Source organism: Vibrio sp. 2092 (assembly GCF_033339635.1).
Taxonomy (GTDB): Bacteria; Pseudomonadota; Gammaproteobacteria; order Enterobacterales; family Vibrionaceae; genus Vibrio; species Vibrio alginolyticus.
Genome location: NZ_JAWOUY010000026.1, coordinates 59,038 through 66,533 on the forward strand (window position 1 = coordinate 59,038; position 7,496 = coordinate 66,533).

Genomic DNA, 7,496 nt, shown 5'->3' on the forward strand with positions numbered 1-7,496 from the left:
AACAATAGGTATTAACCCATCTTGTTTGATGTTGCTTTAAATTAGCACTGTTTCAAGTGCAAAAATAAGAATGAGAAGCGTAAGAAAACCGAACTTAGACTGGGGTGTACAAAGCGTATTAGGAATGACTATGCTTGTGGAACACGATTGTCGGCACTGACTCGTTGTTCGCTTAACTTGTAAGATAGCAACAATAAATCGCAAACATTATTTGATCTTAACCTACAGTTTTGGTTAAAAAGTGTAGTAAAATTACGCTAGTTTTGTTTCAAGGTTAGATAGGGCAGCGAGGCCCTACGCCAAAAGTTACTTAAATTTGATGAGGTCATCACTATGTCAGCTAAGAAGCCACTGGCTCTAGTTATCCTTGACGGTTACGGTTACCGTGAAGACACAGCAAGTAACGCAATTGCGAATGCGAAAACACCAGTAATGGATGCTCTGATTGCGAATAACCCACACACATTAATCTCTGCTTCAGGCATGGATGTTGGCCTTCCTGATGGTCAAATGGGTAACTCTGAAGTTGGTCACACTAACATTGGTGCAGGCCGCGTTGTATACCAAGACCTGACTCGTATCACTAAATCAATTGCTGATGGTGAGTTCGAACAAACGCCTGCGCTAGTTGAAGCAATCGACTCTGCTGTGAAAGCTGAAAAAGCAGTACACATCATGGGCCTGATGTCTCCAGGCGGTGTTCACTCTCACGAAGACCACATTTACGCAGCAGTTGAAATGGCAGCGGCGCGTGGCGCAGAGAAAATCTACCTACACTGCTTCCTAGACGGCCGTGACACACCACCACGTAGTGCTGAAAACTCACTACAACGTTTCCAAGACCTATTTGCGAAACTAGGTAAAGGCCGCGTTGCTTCTCTAGTAGGTCGTTACTACGCAATGGACCGTGACAACAACTGGGATCGCGTCCAAGTTGCTTACGATCTTCTAACTCAAGCTAAAGCTGAGTTCACAGCAGAAACGGCAGTTGCAGGTCTAGAAGCGGCTTACGCTCGTGAAGAAAACGACGAATTCGTTAAAGCAACAGCTATCAAAGCTGAAGGTCAAGAAGACGCAATCATGCAAGATGGTGATGCGGTTATCTTCATGAACTACCGTGCTGACCGTGCACGTCAAATCACTCGTGCATTCGTTCCTGCATTTGACGGCTTTGAGCGTGCAGTATTCCCAGCAATCAACTTTGTGATGCTGACTCAATACGCGGCTGATATCCCTCTAGCTATCGCATTCCCACCTGCGTCTCTAGAAAACACTTACGGTGAGTGGCTATCTAAACAAGGTCAAACTCAGCTACGTATCTCTGAAACAGAGAAATACGCACACGTGACTTTCTTCTTCAACGGTGGTGTTGAGAACGAATTCGAAGGCGAAGAGCGTCAGTTGGTTGCTTCTCCAAAAGTTGCAACGTACGACATGCAGCCTGAAATGAGCTCTCCAGAACTAACAGAGAAGATGGTTGCGGCTATCAAGTCTGGTAAGTTCGATACCATCATCTGTAACTACCCGAATGCAGATATGGTTGGTCACACTGGCGTTTATGAAGCGGCTGAGAAAGCAATCGAAGCTCTAGATGAAAGCGTGGGTAAAGTGGTTGAAGCAATCAAAGAAGTTGGCGGTCAACTATTGATCACTGCGGATCACGGTAACGCAGAAATGATGATCGACCCTGAAACTGGCGGCATCCACACTGCTCACACTAACCTACCAGTACCTCTAATCTATGTAGGTGACAAAGCGGTTGAATTCAAAGAAGGCGGTAAACTGTCTGACCTTGCACCAACCATGCTTTCTCTAGCTGGTCTAGAAATCCCAGCAGAAATGACGGGTGAAGTACTAGTTAAATAATTAACTAGCGGCTCTGAATGACAAAAGCCCGAGTTTAAACTCGGGCTTTTTTTGTATCTGGCAATAAGGGCTGGTCTGTAAGGTTACTGAACCAAAATGCCCGCACCAATCACAGCTAGGGCTGCGCCCAACCATGCAAATCGGTTTGGTCGGCGTTTCGTGTAAATCCAGAGCAGTGGTAGCAACATAATTGGCGTGGTTGAAGATAGCAGTGCAACCATACCTACATTTCCTTCTTGCAGTGCGTATAAGATTAGCGTCATGCCGACGGCCATCGCCAAGAAACCATTAAGTGCAGTAATACCAAATACGCGCCAAGTAATGTGTTGCGTCGAGCGAGCGACTTTGACCCCTAGAATTAACAACATGCTGTGGGCGAAAAAGGCACTGATCATTCGAATAGCAGAAGCCGCAACTGGGTCAATACTGGTTTGCATTACTGGCTTGGCGATGATGCCGCCCAATGCTTGGCACATTGCTGCGGTTAAGCCAAGTCCAATACCCACCCAGATGTTACCTTTAATGTCTTCCAAGACGTTATTCACTTGACCTCTTCGGCCAAAGAATATCGCCATCACCACGCCGCTAAATACCAATGATGCGCCCAGTAGTTCTATTGTGGTCATGACTTCGCTAAATAAGAAGTAGCCCAAGATGGCAGAGAACACGGCGTGGCAAGAGAATAGTAACCCGGCCTGTCTTGGCCCCATACGATTCAAACACGCGAATAGAGCGGTATCACCAATAAAAATACCAATCAGTCCTGAGGCCATCATTGGCGTTACATGTTCCCAAGAAACCGTTAACCAGCCGCCAGTTATCCAGGCCATTGTTGATAAGATCACGGCTGTGCAGCCCATACGCCAGCGGCTGTAAGAAAATGCGCCTAGGTGTTGTGCAGGAATGACCGAAATTAGGCTAGAAACTGCCCACAGAAAAGCGGCGCATAAAGCAAGCCATTCGTAACCCATGATGTGTCGACGTCCTTGTAGAGTAGAGGAGTCTTAATATGCACGAAATTTAATGGATGTAAAAGCGGCTCTGCAAGGGCAATAGTTGGCGAACAGCTCCATGACAACAAGCTCTGTCACGGAGCTTATCGATTAAAACAGCACCAGAACTGCGCCATACACGATAAATAGACCAATCAAACCAAGAATCAGCCCCACTTTCGCCATGTCTTTGCTCTCGATGAGGCCTGTTGAATAAGCCAAAGAGTTTGGTGGTGTGGAAACCGGTAAGATCATGCCAAGTGATGCGGAGAAGGCGACGACAACCAGTAAACCTTGTAGGCCACCAACCGCAATAAGGCTTGGCATGGATGTACCAATAGCGGCAGCAATAGGCATCAATAAGTTTGCCGTTGCGGTATTAGACATAAAGTTCGCCATTAACCAGCACACTACCGATAGGGCTAAAACAACGGCAAATGGTGATAGCAGGCTGTAATCAATAGCGTGCGCTAATGCTTCGGCTAAGCCTGTTTTGTCTAAGGCAATACCAATTGCTATACCACCGGCAACCAGCCATAAAACATCCCAGTTAATTAGCTTGAGCTCTTCTTTTCCCATAATGCCCGTTAACGTGAACACTGCTAGTGGGATAATCGCGACAACGTATGTATTCATGCCATGCACTTTCGTTGTCATCCAAAGCACAATGGTTAGTGCAAAAGTGATGTAGACGACGATCGCACGCCAGCTCCTTTTGAATGTACCATCTAGCTTTAGTTTCATTTCTGGTTCGCTAGACGGAAACAGCTTTTGCAACAAGAACCAAGCTACAGTGAGTTGTACCAACACAAATGGTAGACCCATTGTCATCCAAGATAGGAAGTCTATCGCGTTTTCTCCAGTGAGATATTGAAGCGCTATCGCATTAGGTGGCGTGCCTATCGGAGTCGCAATGCCGCCTGTATTCGCTGCAATTGGAATACACAACACCAGTGCTTTAATGCCTAAATCCCCTTTAGGTGCTGAAGCGACGATGGGGCCAAGCAGGGCTAGCATCATCACGGTCGTGGCAGTATTGGACATAAACATTGAAAAAACGGCGGTAATTAACATCAAGCCCAGCATGATGAACTTAGGTTGGGTGCCGAATGGTTTTAATAGAACTCGGGCGAGGTTGTTGTCGAGCTCGTATTTGGAAGCCGCAATCGCAAGAGCAAAACCACCCATAAAAAGAATAATGATCGGTGAAGAGAAGGCCGAGAAAATATCGGTGTAAGCAATTAACTCTCCTAAATCATGCCCCGCTGGTGGATTGCGAAATAGATGCAAACCTTTATCCGATATCATGATCAGTTCAAGAGCGATAATAAGAATGGACGTAGCAAAAACGGGAACCGGCTCGAGAACCCAAAGTAGGGCAGCAAGAAGAAAAATAGCCAACAGGCGATGCTGAATTAAAGTGAGATCGTCAATAGGAATAGCATCAATCGGCATCATCAAAACACCGAGCGGAATTAAAAAGCACACCAGCAATTTCGCCAACGTGTTTACACTCATCTTTGGCATTGGCTGCCCCTCTAAATATTCATTCTAAGCGCAGGATAATTGATTGTGGAATGAGGGTCTTAGAGGCAGGTATGAGTTTGAGAAATAGAGGCTAAATTTCGAACGGAGTTTTGCTTTTTATCAATAAAAAGAGCCCTTAATAAAGGGCTCTTTAACGGAGTTTTGCTTATTTTTTCAAGGCGTAAGGTGTGCCCATAACGGTTGGCTTACCGTTTTCCATGCTTGCGTCAAACTCAATCGCGTCTTTGGCAAACAGGTTAATAACAGTAGAACCCAGTTTGAAGCGGCCCATCTCTTCGCCTTTTTTCAAGATCACGGCCTTATCACCCTCTGCTGGGTAATCCCATTTGTAGACAGTGTTTCCACGAGGCGGAGTGATAGTGCCAGCCCATACTTGCTCAATGCTACCAACAATTGTCGCACCAACAAGCACCTGTGCCATTGGACCAAACTCAGTATCGAAGATACACACCACACGCTCGTTACGTGCAAATAGGTTCGGTACGTTTTCTGCTGTCAGAGGGTTTACTGAGAACAGGTCACCTGGTACGTAAATCATTTGGCGCAGAGTGCCGTCACATGGCATGTGTACACGGTGGTAATCGCGCGGAGATAGATACAATGTGGCAAAAGAACCATCTTTAAATTCGTCCGCTAAATTCGCGTCACCGCCCAGCAATTCTTGTGCTGAGAAGTGATGACCTTTTGCTTGGATAAGTTGACCATCTTCAATAGGGCCAAACTGGCTAACACAAGCGTCGGCTGGATGAGTGATGACGTTTTCGCCTTCAGAAATTGGGCGTGCGCCTTCTTTTAGCTCACGAACGAAAAACTCGTTGAACGTTTTAAAATGCTTAGGATCTGAGTGCTTTGCCTCATCCATATTCACATTGTATTGTTTGATAAACCAACGAATAACTGCTGTTGTTAGACCGCCAGCTTTTGCTGAAGCCAGTTTACCCATTAGGCGAGTGAGGCCGTGTTGTGGGATCCAGTACTGCAGTCCAACTTTAAACTTGTCCATCTTTAATTCCGATACTTCTGTTAGATTCGCGCTTTAGGGCGCGTGATGTTACTGAAATTTAATTTGCTTGTCAGTATTAGGTGAAGACTTTTTACACAGTTACAGCCTTAACTCAATTACAGATCGGCTTTTTTATTACGTGAATACTGACGATTTGCTTTGTTTTCAACCATGCTTTCCAAAATGCGATGATAGTTTTCAAAGCGAGTTTCGTTAATTTCCCCGTTCTCGACAGCTTCGCGTAGAAGGCAGCCTGGGTCATCATTGTGTTTACAATCTCGGAACTTGCAACCGCCTAAATATGGTCGAAATTCAACGAATGCTTTTGTTACTTCTTCTGCTTCCAAATGCCAAAGACCAAATTCACGTACTCCAGGTGAGTCGATCAAATCGCCACCCGTTGGAATGTGGTATAAACGTGCAGCCGTCGTGGTGTGTTGGCCCAAGCCAGAGTTCTCAGAGACTTCGCCTTCTTCCACTTCGCTCTCTAGTTCCGGCATTAACGCGTTGACTAAGCTGGATTTCCCTACGCCTGATTGACCAACAAAGATATTAATTCGATCACGCAGTAGGGTTTCTAGTTCAGCAATGCCTTCTCCAGACTTCTTGCTGACCAGAAGCACTTTATAGCCAATACGTTCATATTCTTTGAGCCATTCTTCATACATTGCACGGTCATCGGCTTCTAGAAGGTCGACTTTATTTAAGACCAACAATGGCGCAATATTCAGTGTTTCTGATGCAACGAGATAGCGGTCAATAATATTTAGCGATAGCTCTGGTAATACCGAAGAGACAATGACCATTTGATCAATATTGGCTGCAACGGGTTTTAGGCCATCGTAATAATCTGGACGAGTGAGCACTGAAGAGCGAGGTTCTACCGCTTCAACAACACCAGAGATGCCCGCCATAGACTCCAATCCTTCGCGCCATAAAACACGATCGCCAGATACTAGAGACTCAATACCACGGCGGAGGTTACAGCGTTGAATTTCGCCTGTTTCAAGGTCTTCAATGTCCGCGTGCTGACCAAAACGAGTGATCACGAGACCTTGCTTGCTGGCGCCTAGCATGTTTTCATCCCACTGGATGGAATCTTCTTGCTTCTTCAAACGCTTTTGTTGGTTGCTACGTACGCGTCGCACCTGACCTTTGGTTAACTTTTTCTTCTTTGCCACAATTCTGTACTTTATGTGAATTTACTCAAATGGTTGAGCCGTACTCTTGGCTCCGTGTATGAGTATCGTGTTTCTCGTATTTTGAGGTATAGTACCTCTTTTATCGATAAACAAATAGGCGGCGTAACCATGTCCTTTAGCGATCAAAACCTAATTTGGGTTGATTTAGAGATGACAGGGCTTGATCCTGAAACGCACAAAATCATCGAAATTGCTTCTATTGTCACGGATAGCGAACTAAATATTTTGGCTGAAGGTCCAGTGTTAGCGATTCATCAGCCGGAAGAAGAACTGGCGAAAATGGACGACTGGTGTACTAATACGCATACGGCAAGCGGTTTGGTGGAGCGCGTTCGAAACAGTCAAATCTCAGAACAAGACGCAGTCGCACAAACCATTGAATTTTTAGAAAAATGGGTGCCAAAAGGGGCGTCGCCAATATGTGGTAACAGCATTGGGCAGGATCGTCGCTTTTTATACAAGCATATGCCTGAGTTGGAAGAGTTCTTCCATTACCGATATGTTGACGTTAGTACTCTTAAAGAACTAGCACGTCGCTGGCAACCTGAGGTGCTAAATGGGTTCACAAAACAGGGAACACATTTGGCCTTGGACGACATTCGTGAGTCCATCGCAGAACTTAAGTACTATCGAGGTACTATTTTCAAGATTTAACTGTTAAGGTTGCGATCCAAATTGTTGTAATTTATATCGCTTTTGATTGCTTTTTCGTCGTTCAGTAAAAAAATAAAGTTTTTTTGAAGGAAGGACTTGCATCACAAAAAAATGCTCTTATAATTCGCAGCCCTAAACAGCGGAAACGTTGTTGATGCGACACTAGCTCAGTTGGTAGAGCGCAACCTTGCCAAGGTTGAGGTCACGAGTTCGAACCTCGTGTGTCGCTCC

Annotated in this window: 6 protein-coding genes and 1 tRNA gene; 3 read left to right on the top strand and 4 right to left on the bottom strand. The window is 45.4% G+C overall.

Annotated features, from left to right (window positions below):
• The first annotated feature begins 333 nt into the window (after positions 1–333).
• Complete coding sequence (gpmM, locus tag R7P80_RS27225; RefSeq protein WP_005386416.1) at positions 334–1,866, top strand: 2,3-bisphosphoglycerate-independent phosphoglycerate mutase; 1,533 nt, start codon at positions 334–336, stop codon at positions 1,864–1,866.
• Positions 1,867–1,949: 83 nt separating this feature from the next.
• Here gpmM and R7P80_RS27230 read toward each other — a convergent pair whose 3' ends face one another.
• From R7P80_RS27230 to rsgA, 4 genes are all read right to left on the bottom strand, one after another.
• Entirely contained in the window at positions 1,950–2,837 is an 888-nt protein-coding gene (locus R7P80_RS27230; RefSeq protein WP_017635571.1) for a DMT family transporter, read from the bottom strand.
• A gap of 132 nt (positions 2,838–2,969) precedes the next feature.
• On the bottom strand, positions 2,970–4,385 hold the full coding sequence (locus tag R7P80_RS27235; RefSeq protein WP_017635572.1) for an SLC13 family permease: 1,416 nt from the start codon (positions 4,383–4,385) through the stop codon (positions 2,970–2,972).
• 166 nt (positions 4,386–4,551) lie between these two features.
• A complete protein-coding gene (gene asd / locus R7P80_RS27240) occupies positions 4,552–5,409 on the bottom strand; it encodes an archaetidylserine decarboxylase (RefSeq protein ID WP_005381465.1) in 858 nt (285 codons plus the stop codon).
• Between the two features lie 116 nt (positions 5,410–5,525).
• Positions 5,526–6,590: a small ribosomal subunit biogenesis GTPase RsgA gene (gene rsgA / locus R7P80_RS27245; RefSeq protein WP_005386419.1), complete on the bottom strand. Its 1,065-nt coding sequence runs from the start codon at positions 6,588–6,590 to the stop codon at positions 5,526–5,528.
• A 129-nt stretch (positions 6,591–6,719) separates the two neighbouring features.
• Here rsgA and orn point away from each other — a divergent pair, with 129 nt between their 5' ends.
• Positions 6,720–7,265, top strand: coding sequence for an oligoribonuclease (orn, locus tag R7P80_RS27250; protein WP_017635574.1), 546 nt, complete (start codon positions 6,720–6,722; stop codon positions 7,263–7,265).
• A 156-nt stretch (positions 7,266–7,421) separates the two neighbouring features.
• Positions 7,422–7,494 (top strand) — tRNA-Gly (locus R7P80_RS27255).
• The last annotated feature ends 2 nt before the right edge of the window (positions 7,495–7,496 follow it).

What these genes read in the sequence shown, in the direction of transcription:
- R7P80_RS27235 (WP_017635572.1), bottom strand. Translation starts at nt 4,385, where the DNA reads ATGCCAAAGATGAGTGTAAACACGTTGGCGAAATTGCTGGTGTGCTTT.
- asd (WP_005381465.1), bottom strand. Translation starts at nt 5,409, where the DNA reads ATGGACAAGTTTAAAGTTGGACTGCAGTACTGGATCCCACAACACGGC.
- gpmM (WP_005386416.1), top strand. Translation starts at nt 334, where the DNA reads ATGTCAGCTAAGAAGCCACTGGCTCTAGTTATCCTTGACGGTTACGGT.
- orn (WP_017635574.1), top strand. Translation starts at nt 6,720, where the DNA reads ATGTCCTTTAGCGATCAAAACCTAATTTGGGTTGATTTAGAGATGACA.
- R7P80_RS27230 (WP_017635571.1), bottom strand. Translation starts at nt 2,837, where the DNA reads ATGGGTTACGAATGGCTTGCTTTATGCGCCGCTTTTCTGTGGGCAGTT.